This is a genomic window from Spirosoma aureum, assembly GCF_011604685.1.
Taxonomy (GTDB): domain Bacteria; phylum Bacteroidota; class Bacteroidia; order Cytophagales; family Spirosomataceae; genus Spirosoma; species Spirosoma aureum.
Genome location: NZ_CP050063.1, coordinates 2,601,122 through 2,623,701 on the forward strand (window position 1 = coordinate 2,601,122; position 22,580 = coordinate 2,623,701).

Genomic DNA, 22,580 nt, shown 5'->3' on the forward strand with positions numbered 1-22,580 from the left:
CCAATGTAATGCTTATGATCAATGCGTATAAAGATCGCCTGCTGCTTTTTTTGATGCTTAGCATGGGGTCTGATATTAAAAGGTTACCAAAATGGACAAAGAATAGAGCTTGGTAAGCGGATAGGGCGTAAGGTCGATACCGGCAGAGAGCAAACTAGTATTGCTTGAGGCTTCGGGATCTAGCCCGGTATATTTTGTTAAGGTGAATAAATTGGTTGCACTTAGTGTTAATCTGGCAGCGTCCAATCGTAATTTTTTAACTACTTGTTCAGAAAAGTCATATGACAGGTTTACATTTTTAAGACGCAGGAAATCTGCATTTTCGAGATAGCGGGTCGAAACTTTGGTGGCTAAAAACGTGGTGTTGCCTGATTGCTGAGAGGCTCGGGGAACTTTGTTGGTAGGGTTTGTAGGAGTCCAATAATCGGCAACCTCGGCAAGTTGCTGGTTGAATGGTACAGCTCTGGCGTTCAGGTTCCTCATGGAATGATAGAGTTTGTTGCCCGCTGCAAAATTGAATAAGAACGAAACCGAAAAGCCGTTATACGATATTGTGTTGTTTATCCCTCCAAACACTTTCGGTTGCGGTTGCCCAACAAACTCTTTATCGCCCTCATCCATAATTCCGTTTTGGTTATTATCTGCGAATTTGAGGTCCCCAGGTACAGCATTTGCCCATTTTTTAGCGGCTTCTTCTTCTCCTAGCTGCCATATCCCTATAAACCTGTACATGTAGAAAGAGCCTACTGGCCTTCCGGTTACAGTCAGGTTGGTGGCCTCATTGGAAAGCGGTAAAATAGCCCCTTGAATTTGTAAAGGATTTCCTATTGAGTTTTTGCCTATATCCAGCACTACATTTTTATTAGTACTAAAATTAAAATTGGTGGACCAGTTAACTTTACCCACTACGTTCTGAGAATTCAGGGAAAATTCAAACCCCGTATTCTTCAGTGATCCGATGTTGACAGTCGGATCTTCCTGGACACCGGACGTAAAGGGGACTGGCGTCCTAATGAGAAGATTGTCCGATAGTTTGTGATAATAGTCGAGTGTGAGCGCTAACCGGCCTTTAAGCAAACTCAGATCCAGTCCAGCGTCAAACTGCCGGGCTGATTCCCATTGCAGGTTCGGATTGCCAATGTTTTGTACAGCATTTCCTATTACAACAGTATTATCATAAACGTACGATGCCGGGCCAGCCCTTGTTATAAATGAGAAATCGCCAATGTTCTGGTTCCCCGTCAGTCCATAGCTAGACCTTAATTTCAGCTCGTGAAGGCCGGGAATATTACGAGCAAAATCTTCCTGCGTAACCCGCCACGCAACTGAAGCTGATGGGAAAGTTCCGTACCGTTTGGTTGGCCCGAATTTGGATGATCCATCCCTTCTGACCGTGGCGGTGAGCAGGTATTTGTCGTCAAAACTGTAATTCAGACGGGCAAAAGACGAAACAAGTCCCGAGGTAACCTCTGCGCCTGTAGCATTGAAGTTAGTTTGGTTGGAAAGCTGGTTCAGCGCATTGTCGAGCGTTCCTGTCCCTGTGGTAGTGGCCGAACGAGTATTGAATTGTTGGGTTGAAAATCCCACCAGAACCTTGACAGCGTGTTTGTTGATATTCTTGTCATATTGCAAAGTGGCGTCCGTCAACCAGTTGAGGTCTTGCCCTGCCCTGGTAGTTACACTTCCCTGTTGCCTGTTGAATAACCCGATCTGATAAACTGGGAGGTAAGAGTAGTTATTGCCGATAACCAGATCGGCACCCAGGCTGCCGCCAAACCGCAGACCTTTCACAATGTCAAGATCAGCTTTGACAGCACCAAGCAAACGGGTAAGCTTTTCTTCCCTGACGGGCTGGAGCTGGTCGATCAACGGATTGGCATTAGCTCCGAAATAGGGATCTGCTGCTGTGTTGATTGCAGTTAGGTTTCCGTTGTCGTCATATGGCTTGGTGTAGGAATGATTGGATAGCAATCCGCCGTACGAACCACCTCCCCAGCTATCCTGGTTTAGAACATGTTGTATCTGATGGCTTCCCGTTAGATTCGCCGAAACCTTTAATCTGTTTTTGATGGTAATGTCGTTGTTCGCCCGAAAGCTGTACGATTTGAAGTCGGAGTTTCTCATCGTTCCCTGCCGGTCAAGGTGCGCAATCGAAATCGAGTAGGTGCTTTTGTCGGTCCCACCGCTCAGTCCTAACGAATAGCTACGTCTTGCGGCTGTCCGGGTTCCCAGTTTTTGCCAGTCTGTGTCAACCTGCCAGGCCGGATTAGTCAGATCTTCATAGGCTGCCGTGTTCTTGCCTGTATTTTTAAAAGCATCTACAAATAACCTTCTCTGTTGTTCGGTTGTGAGTACATGGTACTGCTTTGACATTTGTTCGATGCCAATGTCTGCGCTAAAGGTTATGTTGGATTTTCCTTCTTTTCCGCGCCGAGTGGTTATCAGCAGTACACCATTTGCTGCCCTGGCACCATAAATGGCAGTTGCTGAGGCATCTTTCAGGATATCAACGGCCACAATATCTTTCGGATTGATTGTAGAAAAGCCTCCGCTGAACAGCGGGACGCCGTCAACTACGACCAGAGGATCATTGCTTCCGGTAACGGAGCCTGTCCCTCTCACGGAGATTGAAAATCGGCCGTCAAGATTTCCGCCGGTTTGCCGTACATAAACACCACTAGACCGCCCCTGAATGGCGTCCTGAAAGGATGGGACCGGCCGGCTCTGCAACTCCTTCTCCGAAATTCTGGTAACCGAGCCGGTTAAGTCGGAAACTTTCTGAGTGCCGTAACCAACCACGACCACCTCATCCAAAGATCTGTTTTCGGGAATGAGCTCGACGTTGATTTCGGAACGATTACGAATGTTTTCTTCGAGGTTCTGATAGCCTATAAAGCTGAAAACGAGAATGGAATCCTGCGCCAGCAAATCAATCGTAAAACTTCCATTTTCATTGGTAACAGTCCCTCTCTGAGTGCCTTTTACAACGATACTTACACCTGGAAGGGGGCCTGCGTTCTTTTCTGTAACTTTTCCGGTTACGACCTTGAGGGTATTCGATGCTGTTTGATAAGCACCTGCTTCAGCGGTGGCAGGCGAGTGTAACGATTTAAGCAAGACCAGTTTGTCCTGAACGCTGTAACCTATACCCAGCGGCTCGAAAATTCCGTTTAAGACCTCGGCAAGTGATTTCTCGTTCGCCTTTACGCTAACTCTTTTGTTTTCATCGATTAACCCGGAGTTGTAGACGAATTTGACACCAGTAAGCCGGTTGAGATTTCGAAACACTTTTTTTACCGGCTCATTATTGACCTGGATACTGATCTTTTTGCTCAGCATGTCCTGAGTCTCAGAGCGGAAAGCTTGGCTACTACCACTAAATATAAGGATTACTACGAGCGTATTGAATACAACGCCTACCAATATACGTCCTAAGAGTGGTAGTTGTTTATGTACTTGCATTTCTTTAAGGGTTTGGTGAGTTTCATTAAATAATGGGCAATTTTTTTCATTCATCCGGAATGGATGTGATATCCTTGATTGATTCTCATAGTAGGTCAAGGTTGCTGATCGTTATGTGGCTTACTGGCAGGCACCTTCGATTACAATGCGTCCATCTTCAAATCTGAAAGTCGCTTTGGTAACTGAGCAGATTGCCTGTAATTTCTGCCGTAGTGTTTCATCAGTAAATTGGGTGGTGATACGACAATCTGAAAAACTTGTTTCATTATAGGATATTTGGACGCCGTAACTTATTTCAAGCTTCCGAAAAAGCTCGGAGACAAGCGTATCCTCCAAATCCGGTACTACCTGAACATTTTGCATATCTGGCAGAACCCAGGGGGCTTCCACCTTACCCGTTCGAAAGTCTTCGCTTTGACTATCATAAACGACCTGCTGATTCTGGGTGAGGTGGACGTTAGCATCTATACTATCCTGATCCGCATTGAACCGAACGGAAACTTGCCCGGTTTTAACAGCTACGACTACTTTTTCACCATTACATTTGATCTTGAAACTTGTGCCAAGAACTTTGGTCAACGTCTTGCCGGCAATCACTAGAAATGGTTTCTCCGTATTTCGAGCGACATCAAAAAAAGCATCCCCTATCAGTTCCACTTTTCTGACTGAGTGTCTAAATTCTTTTGGATATCGAATGGAGCTTCCAGTATCGAGTAGGATTATACTGCCATCATCAAGCAAAATTGTAATGGCTTTACCGGTTCTATTCACTCTCGTGACTAATTCATCTGATGCATACCCGAAAGAAGGAGGAGGCTCTATAGACAGAAATGCTGATGTATAATACCATCCTAGCAGGCCTGCCAAAAGAATACAAATAAGAACCGTATGTAGCCGATAACTGGTTTGTCCGGCGATGTGAAACCACCTTGTTCTTTTTATTGTTTTTTTCTCAAAGAGTTTAGATACTTCCTGTTTCCTGCATTGTTCTGTAAGATCATCCTGATACATCGAGTGGATGGCTATAACCCATTCTGCGGCTTCCAAAAGTATGCTTTGGGAGCCAGGATTATTCGATATCCATTGCCTCCAAAATCTCTCGCTTGATTGATTTGGACGCAGTACCCATTCCTGAAAAAACTTGTCAGCCGCAAAATCAGGAACGTCATACGAACTGTATTTTTCCATCTGAGTTTATGTGTCCATTTTAATTGCATAGGTGAAATATTTGGATGTACATACTCAGGGAAAAATGTTTTTTTTTGAATAAATTAAAGAAATTTAGATAAATATCTGATAATAAGATAGTTGAAAGGGAGGAAAAATAGTAACAATGTTGTCGGAAATTCTGCAGCGAGCCATTTATCGCGGATTTCTCTCAAAGAACGGTGAAGCAGATTTGCAACACTCTGTCGTTCCATGTCCATAATCTGAGTGATTTCTACAAATTCCAGCCCCTGATAAAACCTGAGATAAATTATTTCCTGTTGTCTGCTCGTAAGTCCGGAGATGATAGTTTTGAGCCTCATGGCATTTTCCCAAGACAATTCGAGTTCAATAATTGCCAGTTCAATTGGCTTTTCTGTAACATCGGACAGGAACGGCAGCTCTTCATATTGCTTAAAGCGCTTCAATTTAAATGATTCATTAATCATCTTATGCCGTAGCGCCGTCAGCAAGTAAGGTTTTACGTGCTGGACCTTCGAAAGCCTGGCTCTCCTTTCCCATAATTCCATAAAAAGCTCTTGCAAGCAGTCTCGCACAAAATCCTTATCCTGAGAAAATCGGGCTCCGTAGTTGTAAAGTTTTCTGTAATGCATGTCGGCTAACTTTCCCAAAGCCGCCTGTTCTCCTTCCAGAAATAGATTCCACAACCCTTCTTCCTGGATTTGCTGTGTCGATTTCGAATCCAGATGCTCCAAGTGAGATTAAGTTAGAGAGTGGTGAGGTACACAGAAGGTGTACTCGTGTCGTCAAGCAAAGATTTATTGTATCGTAGCTATTTCAAATAGCCTTCTAGCTATTCAAATGTGGCTTTATAGCTACACCCAGAATGTGGCTGTGAGAGTAAATCAGTAAAGGATGATTTTGGATAGCCAAGTCTTCATTCAGAGGAGCTTAAACGTATTTTAAAGGACGACCCAATTCAATCGATACTTTGTTATTTTTACAATACGTTTGCTTAGAATGCGTCGGGAAATTAGATTTTGTGGAAGTATGAACTCGCTGAAGCATTGGTTGATGTTAGCCAAATAACGCCAGTTGACGGTAGGTAAAAGAGGGTGCTCGTACCCATTACAATGCGTTGGAAGAATGAGGCCGTCAAGGTCTATATGCTTAAAGTTTTACTCAATAAATGGCCGTTGATGGACCTTCAACTGCCCTCTTTCTCTATTTATTAGCATAAGGACTGAATCCCAGTGAAGTACTTTATCATTAAAAAACGGCTTAGTAGGTAACTCGCCCCATTGCTATTCCTTCTGGCCCGTATTTAAACGATTGAATATATAGTATGCAACCTCCATGAGCAGAACTAAGCTATTAAAGACGCTTACGCCTGCTGTCTAGATATGGTAATATCAATTTTTCAGTCCTAGTTTTGTGCATGATATCCATTATTGTGTTTATTTAAAGTTTGTTTTTAAATAAACACATGTTTTGGGCTTTCAACTAACGTTTAAACAGCTTCACTACAAAGAATTGATGTAGACAGGTAGTCCATTAATGTGTCATTGTATATGAAGACATTATATCAACTTCTATTTCTTCTGTTGTTTCTCATCACCAACGGGATATCTCAACCTGCTCAACCCATTCTTTTTCAATATTCGACAGATAATGGATTACCTCAAAATAGTGCGAAAGGTATCGCTTTTGACAAATGGGGGTTCTGTTGGATAGCTACAGAAATGGGGCTAGTCCGGTTTGACGGCAGATTTTTTACAACATATGGCACGGCAGAGATCAAGGGACTTAGATCCGAACGAATGTCTGGGATGAACTATGATAACTTAGGTAACCTATACATTTCTGTCGAAGGCGGGCAAGTTATTAAAATCGATTCGGAAACTTCAAAAACAATGCCATGCCCGATCCTAATAGATAGCCATGCAATACTAATATCGAATCAGGGGTTCGCTATAAGGGATGAGGCAACATGTCGTGTTATTGAACAATTTCATAGAACTACCGACAAAGGAAGGCACTACGGCACCTGCGGCTTGAAAACCAAAGATCAATATGTATATTCTGAGGGAAATGTTTTCTACCTACCCGCTAATCAGTCCAGCCTTATCTCCATAAGACTTCATACAAAAAACAATTACCCTAAATATGCCCTTGTTGGCAATCGTTTTTTTATAGCTATTAATTCAGGAAATAAGATTGAGGCTTGGGAACTCGGATACCGGAAACGTGATATAAAAGCAATTCAAGGATCGCTTGCGAAAGATATAGATTTCTTAAGTGGCAAATTTAAATGCTATTGCAACGTGTCAGGCTCGTTCATTTATGTAAATGGTAACTTACACGAACTGTCAATCAAAGATGAAAAAATTATATCTACTAAAGTACTCGAAAACATCAATGTCACGGCGCTAGCTTGCGTATACTTTTCTAAGGAGCAAAATAAATATTACTTAGGTTCTCTCACTGATGGTTTGCTTGTGGTGCAAAAATCTCATTTTATGCAGCCGACTCTTCCCAAAACAGTGCCAGATGAAAGTTTCTATTCACAGGCAAAAGTAAATGACTCCACCATTTTCTGCCACAACTTGATAATGTCTCCAGGTTTGCCGACAATTAACTTGAATATTGGTCATGAACCCTTTGCAGGCTTTGATGTATCATCGGATCAGCAAATATATTTTCAAAAAAATGAGCTTTCACTTGCTAGATACGACTTTCAGAAAAGGAGACTAAAAAACCTACTTTCACTTCAGTACCCTTTACTATATATACGGGTTGACAAAACGGTTAGCGATTCATATGTCTTTTTTTCGCAAATGCATTTTGGAAGAGTCATTCGTGATTCGCTGTACCAATTTCAGGAATTCCCAGGGGTGACCCAAATCAAAAGTGTGACGGCACTAAGTAGGTTTCGTTATCTGATTGGGACTAACGATGGTTTAAAGTGGTATGATTCTAAAAAAAATAAGATTTACCAGTCCGTTTTAGACGCTATTCAGGTAAGAGCATCTCTATCCGATTCCGATGGCCGGGTATGGATAGCTACCTATGGTAAAGGCTTCTATCTTTTTGAAAAGGGGAAACTTTATAAAATGCCACTTGGTCCTAAACAAGCCCTAAAAACCGTCCATTCGTTTATTGACGACAGCCATGGTTATTTCTGGCTACCTACCAACAATGGTTTATTCAAAGTTCTGAAGACAGATTTGATCAATTATGCACTGGGAAAAACGAGCAATGTCTATTTTTTTCGCTTTGATAGAAATGACGGTTTAAAAACCAACGAGTTCAATGGAGGATGTGACCCGTCTCATGTTTGGCTCAAAGACAGTCTGTTATCAATTTCTTCTTTAAAAGGTCTGATTTGGTTTTACCCTAATAAACTATCGCCGAATTATCCGTCCAGACCAATTTACATTGATAGTTTAGTGGTTAACAGCAAACCCATCAAAATAACAACGGATCAGATTGAATTAAAGCCCGATTTCAACAGATTGTCGATGCTTGTATCATCGCCATACTTTGGTAATCAGGCCAATTTAAATCTTGAATATAAGGTGGCTGGCCTTGATTCGCACTGGCACACGCTGGACGATAGAGGAACATTTACAATCAATAACCTTCCCGCAGGAGATTACAAACTATTGTTCCGTAGAAGCAGCAACAGAGATAAAGATGGCGTATTCCAACTGTCTATACCATTGACAGTACTGCCATGGTTTTATAATACTTTACAGTTCTATGCCTTGGTAGTGTTTCTTTTAATTGTTGGTATTTATTTGACTTTCAAACAGCGTTTGCGTGTTTTGAACAAGAAATCTGAAGAACTTGAAAAAATTGTATCTGAACGCACCAGTGAATTAAATGCCGCTGTGCTTGATTTAGCAAACTCGGAAATGGCATTGCTTGAAAGTAACCGTTTTAAAGATCATGTCATCACAATGGTATTACACGACATGAGGTCACCCATTCGGTTTCTTTCATTAATGAGTGGAAATCTGTTCCGCAACCACTCAACCCTTAGCAATAATGATCTTCATGAATCCTTGTCCGATCTATACATTGGAACCCAGAACCTTTTAGGTTTTACCGAGCAATTTTTCATTTGGGTTATGTCTCAGCAAAAAGGGTTCAGAGTGAATAATTCCTGGTTTTTATTACAGGATCTTTTGGATGAGATTGCTGGCCTGTATAGTGAAATACTTAAAATCAATAGAAACCAATTTCAAATCCACAATACCCAGCTTCGTTGCTACACTGATTATCAAGTGTTGTCAGTTATCATCCGGAATCTGATTGATAATGCTAATAAAAATACTGCTGGCGGACTGGTGTCCATATCATCTTATGCTGAAGGATCAAACTTAGTCATTTCTATTAGTGACTCTGGTATGGGCCTCGACCAGAATCAAATCAATGTATTTATGGATCGAGAAAAGGTGCTTGGTAATCATGGAACAGGAAGCATATTGATCCATCGAATGTTAGATCAGATAAAGGGTATTCTCACAATTACCAGCGAGATCGGAGAAGGCAGCACCTTTTCTATCCGTTTTCAAAATCCACAGGAATCTGGTATTGCTGAGCAAGGTGATTCAGTTCTAGCAGATTGTTAATTTCCAACTTACTGAATATTCGGCAACGGAAAGTACTAGCTGTAGAAGCACTTATGGACAAACTTTTTGCTATCTCAATTGCGCCAAAACCTTTCAGTAGCATTAAAGTAACCTCGAATTCCCGATTAGAGAGTTTATCAAATGGCGAATCAAGAGCGTTTTTAATAAGCGCATTGGTAAATAACTCTATCTGTGAGTGCGAAATATAGCGTCTACCCTGGCTAATGACACTGATTGCCTCCGACAATACATAATCAGATTCTGATTTATTAACGTACCCCATCACACCTGCCTTGAAAAAACGTGTAGCAAAAACCTTGTCTGGTTTGACTGTTATCACTAGAATTTTGAGTCCGGGAGAGGTTGACAAGGCGTTCGTGATCATTCCAAGTTCATCGGTTTCGGGCATACTCAAGTCGGTAAGCAACAAATCGAACTTTTTCGCTTTAAGTTTTTCAAGAACCTGCGTTCCATTTTCAGCAAATTCAACATGAGAGTTAAATCCCAGAACTTCCCTGATTACCAGTTGAAGCCCTTTTCTAACCAACTGATGGTCATCTGCTATTAATATGGACTTTGACATAAATTTTGATTCCAAACGTAAATAATATGGGCAGTTCTGTCCTAGACAGTGAAATTTATGTGTTTGTTTAATGTCTTGCAATGCATAATTGATGAAAATGGAAATTTATGTATATAAATTAAAATATTTTTAATTTATATATAATTCATATAGACTAAAAGGTACAAGTTATAATACATACCAGAACCATATTTCTTTAGTTGTTCATATAAAATTTGGGTAATACCATCTCTTGAATGTACACTATCTCTACAATTTAATCCTATTACCATTTGAAATTTCCTTAGGAGCGATTAAGAAAATTTTAAAAATAAATATATCAACTTCCTTAAAAAAAAGGAACATTATTGATGTGTGAGTAAGTCTGTTCTGTGAGATGCGTTTGACTTAATGGCAAATTACAAACAATCGGATTAGGAAGCTCTAAGACGACGCAGTGTGGAACTCAACCAAGAGGGTTGGCCCCAAGCAACCATTGCGCAAGCGTTTGGGTTGACTCAATCTTAGGTGAGTCGAACCTTGAAGAAATAGCGACTACAAGGCAGTGTTGCGCTGATCAAGAGTAATCGGACAGGAGAACCTTACCAGTTAGTAGCTGAACTCAGCAAGGGTGCTGAATACCATGACTTTAGGGGAGTCATCTGGACTCGTCCTTGCGTTAATGAGGTGATCAAGAAGCTATTTGGGGTAAGCTTTGACCCTACTCAAGTGGGTCGTATTTTGAAGAAAGTAGGTTGGACCTGGGCGCCGATTTAGTAATCAGTTATCCCCAAAATTGAATAATTAATTACTAAACTTGTTAAATAAAGGAGCGATAGTAAATTATAAAGCGACAATACGATCGAAGATTAGCCTAAAAAAGGTGAGGAGCTACCTTGGCTTGATACAAAAACCCAGCTTTTAACGTACAGCTCAAATGAAATTATGGATATGATTTAGATCTTATTTGCATAGGCTTTTCAGGTTGAGATGAAGGAGTAAAACGTAGAAACAACCTTCACTTGTTGATATCAGCCCGATAGGATAACCTCAAACAGACCGGCCAACCTATTGAGTTCAAGAATATTCTTAATCCCAAGCTTTTCAAAGACCCTACGTTTGTAAGTGCTGGCAGTGGAAGCATTGATGGATAATGCGTCGGCGACTCCCATAGGCCCGTATCCCAATAAAAGTAGATGGCATACCTCCAGTTCTCTGATCGACAACCTTTGAAATGGGTTAGAGTTACCATTTTCGATCATTCCATGAAGCAACATTTCCGACTGACTTTCGGAGAAGTGACGCTTACCTTTGAACACGTTCAGTATGGCCGATCGAAATTCATCACATGTTGACCCCATATATACAAACGCAAGGACCCCCAATTTGAAAAAATTGGTTGCCATCACATCATCTGGACTTGAACTTGTCATCAGGATTCTGAGCACAGGATGACTCCTAAGAATCGCCATGACCGTCGTTAAGACATTTGATTTAGGCAAATGAGCGTCTATGATTAACATGCAGGGCATTTTGTGCTCCAACAAGGCCATGATTCCCTTACCATCCTCTACAAAGACCACATTGACGCTACTACCGAGCAATTCTTTTATCAATACGTCAAAACCAATTCGGGACACACATTGCCCGTGAGCAATAAGTATAGACTGCATTTCAATTCCAAAAATTATTGAAATTAACTAATTCACTCGCTTAGATAATAAGAGAGTTCGATTCGTACAAAATTTCGAATAATAAAGTAGCTTGATCGGTAAAACCGATCAGGGATGTACCTAATGGGATAGCTAATAAAATTACATTATTAGCAAAATAGACTTCAGAATCTTTCTTATTCGGCTTGTATTTTCATTGAAGTAATGAATCTATCGTAGAAATTGTAGCTTCTTTGGTAGATCCATTACTCCCCTTAAAGGTAGTTGACTAGGCTTAGGCCGATGCCTGACCTGCACTAAAATAAACCAGGTACAAAGTAATTAGTCAATGTGCATTTTGGCCGCCCATAGCCAGGTAGCCTTCTATTGTTTTATAATCTTGAATACTTTTACGTATGCTCCACGACGAACACGGACTACATATAGACCTGGCTTTAATTGATTACCGAATTCAAGTCGTTGGTCAAACACATTTGAAAGCTGTTCGACGACGGTCCCGCTAACAGTAGTCACGATAACCTCGCCTGGTTCTTGGGAGGAGCCGGGTAAGGTAACCACAAACTTGTCCGCACTTGGATTTGGCCAAACTTTTCCAAAATTGGTTTCATCGGAAATCTCGGTTTCGATGAGCTCGGCACTGGCCTCAGTTGTAAAAGATGATCGAGCTCCACTGGCTTGCGTGCTGACAAGAACAATTTGTGGATAAAACTTTTGTGAGGATTCCCTTGAATCAAAATCAACGCCACTGTTATCATCACCACCATTTGATATCAGAGCGAAGGAGACTGTCTTATCTCCGTTATACTCATTCTTGATAAAATCGGTCACGTCCCATTCGACTAATCCCCCAATTCGTGCAAGCCGCTTACCAAGCGATGCAGAAAGTGTCGGTTTATTTGTCCAGGTTAATCCCGTTTCGCTCCAACTATCATTCGTAACCTTCCAGAGCTCCCAAGTAGTGTTTCCAACTGACCCTTCTGTATTCTTGATATGCAAACGCAGGTTTGTCGTTTGTCCGGCATACGCAAGACTCGAAATGTCGAATTTCATGAAGGAATAATGATTATTTTCGTTCGTCCCTTTTTCAGTATGAAGATAAGTTACTTTTCCATAGTTAGAAGATGGAGCGTCCATACTAACATAGGTATCGGCGACAGGTGCTAAGCCTTTTTCAATTAATTGACTTTGGTTATTAATGACTTGTGAGACACTTGATCCGGCATAACCAGTGGATGTAGGGAGTGAAAAAGAGATACGACGCATGCCCGGTATGTTGGGTAATTCTGCAATCATTTCAATTTTGCTGTTGCTTCCCAAAGGATCGGCGATATGGGCAGTTACATTCGGATCACCCACATTTTTGAGCTGAACAACACAGGCCTTGTCTACGTCGATTGTAACCGAGCCATCGCTAAAAGTTCCCGGACTAAAAAAGACGATCTGCCAGATTCTGAGCTTGTTATGTCTTACTGCCTGGATCCTATTATCATTTCTCATGATGGAAATATTGGCTACATTATAGCCTGCCATATCCGCTTCGGTGATTTTGTTTGGGACAACGATATATGCATAGGTTGAGTCAACGGGTTTTTGGCCATGGTTGAACCAGATTTTAAAGACATTTTTACTTACTACATTTGACGGTAAGGCGCTGGCCAGGTCCTTCCAGTCCCCTGTTTGCTGCCTTTGTGTAATTGTCAAGTTACCGCCTTTTGGGAAAAAGTATCCGATACTATCATGAAGTACCCATTTCAAATCATTTTTATAAGTGGCACTGTCAACATGAACTTCAACTGATTTTCCAACACGACTAATCTTAATAGTTCCTTCACTCATACTCTGATTAACGGTGGTATTAATTTGTTCCTCTCTGTCGGAGCTGATAGATGAACCCAGACAGACAATCTCATCATCAAAGAAAAACCATGATTTATGGGCTGTTACACCCATACTTTTCATGTAGTATGTTTTAGCCCCATAGGTTGAATCAGATACCCCCCCAACAAAGCCAGTTGTGCCTCTGCCATAGTAACCATTAATCTTAGGAATGTCTTTTAGTTGCGCTGTAGTTGTTCCGGGAATCCTTGTCCAGTCCCACGCTGGGAAAATGCCATCGTATTCACTTCCATTAACTACGATGTTTGTTGCCCCATCTGGAAGGAAATAGCCTTTTAAATTTTCGTTGTTCACATTTTCTGTTCTGATTGTCCTCCCAGAAACGGCACGAACACTAAATGTATAATTAGGCCTGTTGTGCAGGGCATAATCGGACCTCCAATATTGCGCATGAGACTTTCCGACTCCGTATGACGGTGGCTGGACTTTGGTTATCCTATCCATCGCATTCTGATAATCCTGCTTATTGGCTGGGTCAATGGCTATTAGACTACTTAACACATTTTTTTCCATCGGATGTCCGGTGTTGGGCAAAGCGACCTTTCTTCCCAATCCGCTGAAATCCATTACATTGCCACGAATTGCTTTCAAAAAGGTGTTTCTGACATAATCAGTCAGCAGCTTCAATTGACTGCCAGTGACTGCATACGTAGAGCCTTTTAAATAGTAAGCCGTTTTGACCTGCCCTAATAAAAACGTTTGGCCGTAGCTTGCAACCTGCAATTGCGCATTATGTTGGTGAAAGGAATTATCGCGTTGCAGTCCCTCTCCCTCGGTCTGTCTGAGTACAAGAAGGGCCTGGTCAATCCCAAGTTTAAGAGGTGTTAAATTTGAAGTCAGGCACCCGCGATAGATACAGTGAATTGCAACATCGAGTTTGTTCGCGCCCACTTGGTTCTCAGGGCTGTAGCCAGTCATCAACTTGATCAGGTTATCTTCAAGTTCGCTCGATAATCGCTGATCACCTGCGCGCATGATCACCAACGTTTCTCCTATAGATTTCGGGATAGCAATCGTATAAACAAACCAGTTAGTTGAGGTTGGCTTTCTAATTTGCCAATACTCAAGGCACTTTTTAATTGCCTCGAAAAGTTCTGGATTTTTATAATACTTACTAACAGGCATTGTGTAAGCCAATGCGAACTGGCTCACACGAACTAAGTGATTCATCGGTTTCCACTGGGTCGCCGAAGTACTCGAATAATTGATATCCGCCCAGTATCTTGCTCCGCCACGTGATTGATCAATGAGAAGCGTTTTGAGATTAGCCTCGACACCGTTATCCAGGCCTGAGATGTTATTTAGCGAACCCCACGCGTACTTTTGAATATTGCTTAAAATTATTTCAAAGTCACTTTGTGCGTATAACGGTTTTCGGCCCGCAACAAAAATAAAAAAGACGCATAACAAAGAAGAATAAACAATATTTTTCATGTCAAACTGTTTAAGTGGTCTAGAAATATTTTAGTTGTAACGTCGGTAAAGATGAGAGAAATAAATTATTATACTTGTAAAGGAACGTGGATTGTGCTGTAGCTACTAAGCCACAGTGAATAACTAATGAACAAGTCTCGTCAAATAGAATTGATACTATATTTGGTAACAAGGATGAAGTAATATTTCGATCGAATGGGTCCGGGACGTACGAGTTTTTTTATATATTAAAAATAAGACTTTAACTTTATTAGTTTTCTCTCTTTATAATCTGGACTTACTTGTGTTAAAAAAGTGCTTCACACTTGCTATATTTTGCACTTCCCTGCATGCCCAACTATCTAAACTCCGTCCCGGATTATTAATAGCCTGGCTCCCTGCTAAAATGATGAGTTTATAAAAAAAATGATTTCAATCTATTTGATAAAATATTGATATTCAGTAAATTATAGATTGATTGTGTGCCGTAATCATACAAGTATCCACTAGGCATCCAGGGATAGTTCTTACTTTTCTGGCTTATTTATACTAGATTCCCATTGAGCTTTTTTTATTTTTAAACTGACGAACCTATGACTATTGGCCCATATATATAAACCACCGAAGTATACTTTAAAAAGATATATTTGAATTTATGATATATGCTTTAAAATTGTATTTATAATGAGCTTAAAATAGAATATTTGTAGAATTATGGATTGTTAATTTATAGTTGAATATTGTAAAATACATGAGAGGAAATTGACAAAAAGAATAGACCCTTATTGAAGAAATACCTTAAAAATTGCTAATATAGATATCTTATAGGGAAACTCTATAAATATTGCATGGCGAATTTTAAAAAATGGATTTAAATAAAATAAAAAGATTTTGTAGTTATACTTTGCTTGGAATTTGCTTTGCAAATAAAAAGTAAAATACTTTGCTTCGAGTAAAGGCTGTAAACAGGCACTTAAGTCAGGATTTGTCGAAGCAAAAAAAGATAGATAGTATGCCGAGCGGAGGCACGCGAACATAATAATTCAGCCTCGTAGTAATTAATACTATGGCTCATATAGCAATGATATCGCCGTTAATATTTTATCGAACCAACACTATTGGTCTAACAATTTATGGTAATAGCCATTGGGAAATTTTCGATAGTATGATTTTTATCGTTAACTCAGTCTTTACTTAGGCTGTGTTGAGAATTCGCAAATGGTATGAATTTCAAACTGAATAATAAAATGAATTCAGGAGTTATTGCAGCTAGGGAAAAGGAAATTCTGTTAAGATTACGAGCGGACGACCACCGAGCTTTTGAAAATTTTTATAAAACTTATAGCGCCCGCATCTATAAAGCCATAGTGTCTATGATTAAAGACAGAGAAGTAGCCCAAGAGCTACTTCAGGATGTTTTTATCAAAGTATGGGAAAAACGTTTAGTTATTGATCCGGAAAATTCTTTCCAGTCATACTTATTTGCAATTTCCAGAAATATGGTTTATAACTACCTGAGAAGAACTTCCCTAAAATTACAGATTCATGCCTACTTATCAGCTTCGCAATCGGAGTTATATACCCACGTCGAGGAAGAAATTCAATATAAGGAAATTGAAGAAACTATAAATAGTGCCATCCTCCGCCTTCCCACTCAGCGCAGAAAAATATTTATGCTATGCAAAATTGATGGAAAGAGCTATGAAGAAGTGAGCAAATTGCTGGGTATTTCGGTTGCAACCATTAACGACCATATCGTCAAGGCAACACATTCATTGAAAATTGATCTTGGAAACATGGACCGAACATTGTCATTGGTCTCTTTATTAGTCCTACTTTATGAATGAAGGAAAGGTAAAATTTAAATATTATCGAACTCTGAAACGCTTTCACTTCCGCAATGAATTGCCGTCTATTTCGATATAATCAGAACAGCTTTAATAATTCTTCTGGATAATAGTATCTGATTCGCCTGTTCGCGATTTCTTACATTCACATCGCTCATTTCTAACTGTCTTAGAGCATACTCTATTTGTGCTGCCGTGCATTTTGCTGCCGTCGCGTTTCTGGCAAGTAACATTTTGTGACCTGTTCTGTCACCGAAAATCTCTAATCTTTAATTGTCCAATTTCATTGGGAATGGCGTAACTGCTTCTTGAATTAATCTAATATTTTGTTTGCATCTAAAAAAATTATTTTTCTGAGCAGATGATGAGCGGCCCAAGTTTGTATTGTTTGTAATACAAACTTGGAACTATGGATACTAATAAAATGCTGGCCCGCTACCAAAGTAATCAATGCACTGAGCAAGAAGCCAGAAGGCTTTTTGCTCATATTAAATCCGGGAAAGATCGTAAGCTGATAGAAAAATTCATCGAAGAAAACCTGCATGATCCTTCAACAGAAAAAGCTATCGATGAAAACGGATCGTTACTCGAGGAAGCTTTTGAAAAGATCATCAGCAGGGTAAATGTTCGGCAAGCCCTAGGGCGGAAAGCGGGTACATTTATTTTCACGGGCAATGGATTTAAGAAAGTATTATTCCCAATCGCCGTGTGGTATGATATAGCGTTGGTTTGCAAAAACGCAAAAGTGCCTGCTATGAAAATTGGCGGGAAATGACCCGTTCGGCTCGACTTCACGAGGTAGTTGAGGTTTTAAATAGGAGCGACACAAATATCAGCATCAAAAGAAATTCTTTGATTATCAATCCTTAATCCAGATTCATGAAAATGTGTACATTAAATTGTGCCAACAGCTTCAGTATTAGGTCAGATGTCCGGTATTGGGCTGTACGGGAGGCACACTTTTTTTTTATACGAAGGACAACAGCATTGCCATTGCTCCTTATGATTTGCCTGCATTTGCCAGCCACAGCCCTGCCACATAGAATAACCTTTTCGGGCAAAAATGTTCATCTTGAAAGAGTGCTCCATGAAATTACACGTAATTCCGGTTACGCTTTTGTTTATAAGCTGGAATGGTTGAAAAGGGCAAGCAGAATCGACCTCAATATTAATAATAAGGACCTGGAAGGAGCATTGGCAGAGGTATTTAAAAATCAACCCTTTACGTATACGATCGTTGAAAAAACAGTAGTCCTTAAACTAAAAGAAGCCTCAGAAACAGGACTGAAACAAGCTCAGGATACTACTACCATACGTATCCTGGGACGTGTGATGGAGGTAAAAGATCCTCCCATTCCGCTTCCCGGTGCCTCCATTACCATTAAAGGTTCTCAGAAGGGGGCTACCACTGATGTAGACGGAGTATTCGAACTTCGGGTTCCCAAACAAAGCACCCTATTGATCAGTATGGTTGGCTACAAAACCCAGGAATATGTAGCAAGATCCGAACAGGCCAACGTGATTATTTCGCTGGTTGAAGACCTGAAAGTGCTTGATCAGGTTGTTGTAACGGGCTTTGCTACGCAAAAGGTAAAAGAAATAGCAAGCTCCGTGGCTGTGATCAATATGGAAAATATTGAAAATAAGCCTGTTACTCAGCTGTCTCAGGCCTTGCAAGGAGGAGGGACTGGCATCCAGGTCGCACAAAGCACGGGCCTTGTCGGAGGGGATAAGGGGTCAATTACCATAAGAGGGATTGCTACCATAGGCAATGCATCACCGCTTGTGTTGGTAGATGGGGTACCTTTTGATATGAATAATCTGGACCCGAACACTATAGCCAGCATCACGGTCCTTAAAGACGCAGCTTCTGCTTCCATGTATGGGGCAAGAGGGGCCAACGGCGTAATACTTATCACGACCAAACGGGGCGTCGCCGGGGCACCCAATATAGAATATAATGGATTTTTGGGGATTCAGAAACCTGTTTACCAGCCCGATTTCGTGGATGCGGCTACGTGGATGCAGATGAACAACCAGGCAAGCGCTAATTCGGGCGGGGGGAACCTTTATTCGCAAGGGGCGATAGACTCCACACGCTCCGGCATTGATCCTATACGGTATCCGAACACCCGTTGGGCGGATCTGATCCTAAGAAAGTCGGCACCCATTCAGCAGCATTCGATATTGGTCTCGGGCGGAAACACCGCAGCCCGTTTCTCTCTTTCAGTGAACCACACACAGCAGGTAGGTCATCTACTGAATCTGAGAGAGCAGCAGTCTTCTTATAGGCGGACGACAGTCAGGGCCAACACCACCGTAGATTTATTGAAAAACCTGTTTGTCTACATGGATGTTTTCGCTTCTCGGTCTGATCAAAATGAACCGACTGCAAACAGTGCCTCCCGTAATACTGCTTATGTTTATGGAAAGCTTTTTACTATTTCCCCTAATGTTGTCTCCAAATACCCTTCCAAACCAGAAGTGAGACCTAATTATACATATTATGGGAATTATGGGGAAAGCTGGAATTTGACAGCAATTCTGGAGCAAGGGGGAGGAATAACCCGGTCCAGAGACGAGGCAATTATCAATATGCGGCCTCAATGGGAGATCTTCCCGAACCTTAAACTAAACGGGCAAGCCAGCTACCGGGTAACTTCCGGCCTCGACAGAATTGATCGGGACGCTTATGTTTTCTTTGATTATTTCAGTGAAAAACAATCGGGAGTTCCGTATACCAACGAAAAAACCGCTACCCTGACGGGTAGAGAAAACTATTTTTATTTTGGGGGTAATCTTGACTATAAACTATCGCTTGGAAAACACAGCTTAAATGCCATTGCAGGTTACACTCAGGAACTGCGGACTTATGAGTCCTGGAAGGATGTAGCCATCCGTTCCGTTTTTGCCAAGGCATATTATTCCTATAAAGATCGCTATCTGGTTGAAGCGGGAGTACGTAGGGACGGGTCTTCCCTTTTTGGCGAAGGCAATAAATGGGGGTATTTCCCTTCTCTGGCGGTGGGATGGAATATCGACCAGGAGCCATTTTTCCATATTCCGTTTATATCTGCATGGAAGCTGAGGGCCTCGTATGGTACTCTTGGAAATAATTCAATCGATCCGTATTTGTACCAGAGTACAATCAATAACGATGGCACTGAGCAAATTATAGGCAACAGCGCCCTTAAATGGGAGCGATCTAACGTGCTCAACATTGCTACGGATATCAGTCTTTTTCGCGGGCTGGACCTAATGCTGGAATGGTTTGACAAAACCACCAGAGATGTAATAATTAGCGCTCAGCCATTGTATACGGGAGGGATAGGGGTAAATAATAATAATAACAGGATGCCACCGGTAAATACAGCCAGTGTAAGGGTACAGGGAATAGAAGCAAGCGTCAAATATCACGCCCGGATTTCACAGGATTTTAGTTTCAATTTCGGGTTGGGATACACGCATAACAAAAGCCGGATATTGAAACTGATCGGTAACAACAACTCAATCATTGATGGAAATACGATCATGCGCATTGGAGGTGCCATGAAAGAGAGTTATGGTTATGCCACCAAGGGATTACTGCGAGAGCAAGATATCACTGACACAATGGTGGTTAAGCTTCAGGGCCAAAAGGCGGGGGACATCCATTTTCTGGATATCAACAAGGACGGGATCATTTCAGACCTGGATCGTGTGCCGCTTGGAAGCACACAACCCAAGGATATCTTCTTCGGAAATTTAGGATTTAAATACCGGAATTTTGATTTTGATGCATTGGTTTCTGGACAGGCAGGCAGCCCTCGGTTTTATACCGGTCTGGTGTCGATTCCGTTAAATGTAGGAGGGGAAAGTGGAACCCCACAGCGCTATCACCTGGATTACTGGACGACCGAGCATCAGGATGCCCGCCTACCAAGATTGACGCTCACGCCAGGAAGCAATAATAACTTCTCCGATTTTTTTCGTCTCAATGGTGCTTTCGTAAGAGTTCGGTACATACAGATCGGCTATACACTTCCTAAAGGAATGGTTAAAGCGATCAGGGGTCAAAGCGTCAGGCTTTACTTGAATGCCCAAAATCCGTTTACTTTCTCCAAGGTAAAATTAATAGACCCCGAAACCGGAGGGGACCAAACCGCAGTACCACTGATGAAGGTATTTACGGGTGGAATCAATATCAAGTTTTAAAATGACTGCGATGAAAAAAATATTCAGAATCGTTTTGCCTGTGTTTATATCGACTGGAGCGCTGTTGGGCTGTACGGAAGACTTTCTGGTGAGGGACAACCTAACAGCCACAACGGATGATAAATGGTGGAGACTGGAATCTGATTTAAGAGGGTATCTGGAGCTGGTCTATAATAACGCTATTTCACCTGGCGCGTTAGGAGCATCGTTTCAGGCAAATTGTCGCATGCACATGTCGGGAGTTACCGACGAAACCGTGTTCAGGGCAAATTTTGGGAGCTGGCAAGATTTTCCGCTCGGTTCGGCCACTACCAGCAACGCCTATGTGGGCGAATTATATAGTCAAAATTACCGCGATATCCGCAATACTTCCCGCATTCTTGAAAATTACTCCCGGGTGTATATGGAAGATCTATCAGTAAAGGAGAAATATGCGGCCGAGGCCAGAGCGTTAAGGGCCTATGCTCATCTGAAACTTTTCCAATTTTTTGGTCCGATACCCATTGTTACCAATAGCCTTTCTATTGGACAGGCAAGAAACATTGCCAGAAACTCAGAAAAAGAAGTAATAAGCTTTATTTCTTCTCAACTGGACTCTGCTGCTGCCGTGCTTCCTGTGACCTATCCCACCAGCGATGCTTACCGAATATCAAAAGGTGCTTGTTATGCTTTGCAGGTCCAATTGTACCTTACAGTGAAGGATTATCCAAAAACGATTGAATACGCCCGGAAGCTTATTGACCTTAAGAGCTATGATCTACATTATGCTACTAATACTGCGATCAACAGTTATGAGCAGCTATTCAGCTACGATGCCCTTGAGAATAAGGAGCGGATATTGTTCAGACGTGCCGGAAACGCCGGTGCCTTTTTTCGGTTTGCCCCAAAAAGCCTGGCGGGGCAGGCCTGTAACAGCCCTACAGCTTCAATGGTTAATTCATACGAGACTCTACAGGGAAAAACATTGCAGGAATTAGGAGAAGACAGCCTTCAGATTTACTGGAAGAATCCGCTGTACAAAAACAACCGTGATCCGCGGATGGCTGTTAGTATACTATTTCCCGGTCAGACCTTTGTAAATAGGCTATTAGACCCTTTTTCGGGGACGGCTGATCCTATAGGGGCTGCCCAGTCTACCCAAACCGGTTATTGGGTACGAAAATATGTGAGTGCCTTAGACGTATCCAGAGCCAACAGCGGTTCATTAAACTTTATGACGATCCGTTATGCGGAAGTTTTGCTGAATTACATCGAAGCGCTTATTGAATCCGGTCAATGGCAGCATCCAGATATTAAATTGTATCTCAATAAAATCAGGAATAGAGCTAAAATGCCAAACTATGATGAGAAGGCATATAATTCCCAGGAAAAATTACGCGAACTATACCGTAGGGAACGAAAAGTAGAACTGGCCTTTGAAGGCCAGCGGTTGTTTGATATCAGGAGATGGGGCATTGCCGAGCAGGTGCTAACCGGACCTGCACAGGGGGCAATCAATCCCATTACCAATCAGCCGGTAGTAGTTGAGACCCGCGTTTTTGACCCAAAACGGGATTATCTTTGGCCCATACCCTTAATAGAAATGAATGGCAATGCGGCCATGACTCAAAATCCAGGATGGTAATCTTTTGCCGATAAATACCGAATTCGGTATTTATCGGCAAAATTCAACAAACTGCAATTCTTAACAATACCATTGGACGTGTTGCAACGATGATACTTAGTCTAT

General features: G+C 41.5%; 12 protein-coding genes. 6 read left to right on the top strand and 6 right to left on the bottom strand.

Translation table 11 applies throughout. The features are described 5' to 3' along the window. Positions 1-75: 75 nt before the first annotated feature. The 3 genes from G8759_RS10220 to G8759_RS10230 form a co-directional block, all read right to left on the bottom strand. Positions 76-3,462, bottom strand: coding sequence for a TonB-dependent receptor (locus G8759_RS10220; RefSeq protein ID WP_167207599.1), 3,387 nt, complete (start codon positions 3,460-3,462; stop codon positions 76-78). A gap of 120 nt (positions 3,463-3,582) precedes the next feature. Beyond that, positions 3,583-4,650, bottom strand: coding sequence for a FecR family protein (locus tag G8759_RS10225; RefSeq protein ID WP_167207601.1), 1,068 nt, complete (start codon positions 4,648-4,650; stop codon positions 3,583-3,585). An 83-nt stretch (positions 4,651-4,733) separates the two neighbouring features. Then, positions 4,734-5,384 carry an RNA polymerase sigma factor gene (locus G8759_RS10230; RefSeq protein ID WP_232074199.1) on the bottom strand — a complete coding sequence of 217 codons (651 nt, stop codon included), beginning with the start codon at positions 5,382-5,384 and terminating at the stop codon, positions 4,734-4,736. A gap of 849 nt (positions 5,385-6,233) precedes the next feature. Here G8759_RS10230 and G8759_RS10235 point away from each other — a divergent pair. Beyond that, positions 6,234-9,266, top strand: coding sequence for a sensor histidine kinase (locus G8759_RS10235; RefSeq protein ID WP_167207603.1), 3,033 nt, complete (start codon positions 6,234-6,236; stop codon positions 9,264-9,266). Here the strand turns inward: G8759_RS10235 and G8759_RS10240 are convergent. Then, on the bottom strand, positions 9,196-9,849 hold the full coding sequence (locus G8759_RS10240; protein WP_167207605.1) for a response regulator: 654 nt from the start codon (positions 9,847-9,849) through the stop codon (positions 9,196-9,198). The two genes, G8759_RS10235 and G8759_RS10240, sit on opposite strands and share 71 nt — an antisense overlap. Positions 9,850-10,515: 666 nt before the next feature. Between G8759_RS10240 and G8759_RS36345 the strand changes: the two genes are divergently transcribed. Further along, positions 10,516-10,605, top strand: a complete 90-nt coding sequence (locus G8759_RS36345) for a winged helix-turn-helix domain-containing protein (protein ID WP_167207607.1) — start codon at positions 10,516-10,518, stop codon at positions 10,603-10,605. A gap of 254 nt (positions 10,606-10,859) precedes the next feature. Here the strand turns inward: G8759_RS36345 and G8759_RS10250 are convergent, their stop codons facing one another. Then, positions 10,860-11,501, bottom strand: coding sequence for a LuxR C-terminal-related transcriptional regulator (locus G8759_RS10250; protein ID WP_167207610.1), 642 nt, complete (start codon positions 11,499-11,501; stop codon positions 10,860-10,862). 363 nt (positions 11,502-11,864) lie between these two features. After that, positions 11,865-14,831, bottom strand: coding sequence for a polysaccharide lyase family 8 super-sandwich domain-containing protein (locus tag G8759_RS10255; protein ID WP_167207612.1), 2,967 nt, complete (start codon positions 14,829-14,831; stop codon positions 11,865-11,867). 1,226 nt (positions 14,832-16,057) lie between these two features. Between G8759_RS10255 and G8759_RS10260 the strand changes: the two genes are divergently transcribed. The 4 genes from G8759_RS10260 (at position 16,058) to G8759_RS10275 (ending at position 22,475) form a co-directional block, all read left to right on the top strand. Further along, the gene (locus G8759_RS10260) at positions 16,058-16,657 is read left to right on the top strand and encodes an RNA polymerase sigma factor (protein WP_167207614.1); all 600 of its coding nucleotides are present in this window, start codon (positions 16,058-16,060) and stop codon (positions 16,655-16,657) included. Between the two features lie 409 nt (positions 16,658-17,066). Next, complete coding sequence (locus tag G8759_RS10265) at positions 17,067-17,432, top strand: RING finger protein (RefSeq protein WP_167207615.1); 366 nt, start codon at positions 17,067-17,069, stop codon at positions 17,430-17,432. Between the two features lie 305 nt (positions 17,433-17,737). After that, positions 17,738-20,851: a TonB-dependent receptor gene (locus G8759_RS10270; RefSeq protein WP_167207617.1), complete on the top strand. Its 3,114-nt coding sequence runs from the start codon at positions 17,738-17,740 to the stop codon at positions 20,849-20,851. Positions 20,852-20,861: 10 nt separating this feature from the next. Then, complete coding sequence (locus G8759_RS10275) at positions 20,862-22,475, top strand: RagB/SusD family nutrient uptake outer membrane protein (protein ID WP_167207620.1); 1,614 nt, start codon at positions 20,862-20,864, stop codon at positions 22,473-22,475. Positions 22,476-22,580: the final 105 nt, after the last annotated feature.